General features: G+C 74.6%; 1 protein-coding gene. It reads right to left on the bottom strand.

Annotation, left to right across the window (positions count from 1 at the left end):
- Positions 1 to 1,352, bottom strand: a 1,352-nt coding sequence (locus HW445_RS30915) for an SLC13 family permease (RefSeq protein ID WP_180224092.1), incomplete at its 3' end; no start/stop codon positions are given.
- Between the last annotated feature and the right edge of the window lie 60 nt (positions 1,353 to 1,412).

Below are 1,412 nucleotides of genomic sequence, written 5' to 3'. Positions count from 1 at the left end.
GCGGTCAGCGGTGCCAGGACGGCGGAGAGCCGCAGCAGGTCCCGGGGCGTGTAGGTGGGTACACCGGGCAGGTCGGAGTAGAGGGCCACGGGCTTCGCCGAGGCGGGCAGGGTGTGGCAGAACCCGGCCGCCGCGGTGGAGGCGAGCGCCGCGGAGACCGGGCTGACCCCGGCGGCGCCCGCCGCGGCGACCACCAGCGGCACCAGCACCGAGGAACGCGCGGACCGCGACTGCAGCACCAGGTGCGCCGCCGTGCTGACCGCCACCACCACCGCCAGGAACGTCCACGGGCCGGAGCCCAGCGGCAGCCCCGACACCAGCCAGGAGGCGGCGCCGGAGTCGGCGAGGGCCACCCCGGTGGCCATGGTGGCGGCCATGAACAGCAGCATCGACCAGGGCACCGTCCGCAGCGCGTCCTTGAGCCGGACCGTGCCGAGCGAGGGGGTGACGGCGACGACCGCGCCGATCAGGGCCACCAGGGCCGGGGAGACGCCGTGCAGCGGCTCGCTGCACCACAGCAGGACCACCGTGCCCAGCAGCAGCGCGCAGCGGGACTCGGCCGCCGACCAGGGCCCGGTGACGGGCCGCTCGCTGTGGAGCTGGATCTCCTCGGCGGTGATCCGCACCGGAGCGCGCCGGTCCTCGCGCCGGGTGGTGGTCCACAGCACGGCCTCGGCCGCGGCGTGCGAGGAGACCACCGCCAGCGGCAGCCCCAGCATCAGCCACTGCGGGAAACCGATGCGGTGGCCGGTGGTCTCCCACAGCACCGAGACGGTGATCAGGTGCGCGCCGGCCCCGATCAGCGTGGCCACCGCCGAGAGCAGGATGACGGTGGGGAACAGCAGCGCCAGCATCACCACCAGTCGCCGGCGGTCGGCCAGGACCTTCGCCAGCGCGAGGAAGACCGGCAGGGCGAGGGCGGCGCGGCCGGAGGTGGCCGGGACGGCGAAGGCGGTGACGACCAGCGCCGCCGTGGTCAGGTGCACCAGTTGCCGCACCCCCCGGGCGCCGGTCACCAGGAACACCGCCGCCCGCCCCGCGAGCCCCGTGCGGGTCACCGCGGCGGCCAGCACGAAGGCGCAGATCAGCAGCCAGACGGTGGGATCGCCCAGGGTGGCGAAGAGCGCGTCGCTGCTGATCACACCGGTCACCGTGAGGGCGAGCCCGGCGCCGAGGGCGACCAGGGTGTCGTCCAGCGGGGTGGCCGTCCACGCGTACACCGCCAGCACGAACACCACCAGGGTCACCCGGGCCTCGCCGCTCGGACCGGTGACGAATCCGGGCGTGGCGATCAGGGCGCAGAGCGAGAGCACCAGGCAGAGGACGGCTGTTCGCCGGAGGTTCGTCGTCACGTCACCGACGATCCCGGCGGCGGGTGAGGTCGCGATGAGGACCGGATGAAGGAAACCTCA

It is taken from the genome of Streptomyces sp. UH6, assembly GCF_013421635.1.
Lineage (GTDB): Bacteria > Actinomycetota > Actinomycetes > Streptomycetales > Streptomycetaceae > Streptomyces > Streptomyces abyssomicinicus.
Note: the sequence above shows the minus strand (reverse complement) of the source record. Positions and strands in the feature narration are given on the sequence as shown.